General features: G+C 66.9%; 1 protein-coding gene. It reads left to right on the top strand.

Translation table 11 applies throughout. The features are described from left to right. Window positions 1–216: 216 nt before the first annotated feature. Window positions 217–649, top strand: a 433-nt coding sequence (locus AN218_RS29065) for an IS110 family transposase (RefSeq protein WP_141747735.1), incomplete at its 3' end; no start/stop codon positions are given.

Below are 649 nucleotides of genomic sequence, written 5' to 3'. Positions count from 1 at the left end.
GGTCTGATCTGGTCATTCGTAAGATCGGAGGGCCCGGGGGCTCTGGGTATGGCTGTCATGGTTTCGCCGGTTCGACGGCTTAGAGGACTTGGCCGCCCGGAGCCCTGCGACGACTCGACCGCCGATTGGGATACGCGACTTGATCGCTGCTGTAGGACAACGCCGGCGAGGTCGTCTGCGGGCAGGACGTGAACAGGCGAGCTGGCGGAGGGGAACGTGCCCGAGATCTGGGCCGGTGTGGACATCGGCAAGACTCACCATCACGCGGTGGTGATCGACGCCGACGGTGAACGGCTGCTGTCCCGTCGGGTGCTGAACGACGAGACCGAGCTGCTCGAACTCATCGGTGACGTCCTGGCGATATCCACCGACGCGCTGTGGGCCATCGACCTGAACCAGGGCGGCGCTTCTCTGCTGATCGGCCTGCTCCTCAGCCACGGCCAGCCCTTGGCTTACCTGACGGGTCTGGCGGTCCACCGCGCCTCGGCCACCTACAAGGGTGAGGGCAAGACGGACGCGAAGGACGCTTTCGTCATCGCCGACCAGGCCCGCGTCCGACGTGACCTGGGCCTGCTGCGACCGGGGGACGAGATCGCCGTCGACCTGCGCACTCTGACCACCCGGCGCCTGGACGCGGTGTTCGACCGCA

The sequence above is a fragment of the Streptomyces nanshensis genome, assembly GCF_001751255.1.
GTDB classification, from domain to species: Bacteria; Actinomycetota; Actinomycetes; order Streptomycetales; family Streptomycetaceae; genus Streptomyces; species Streptomyces nanshensis_A.
Note: the sequence above shows the minus strand (reverse complement) of the source record. Positions and strands in the feature narration are given on the sequence as shown.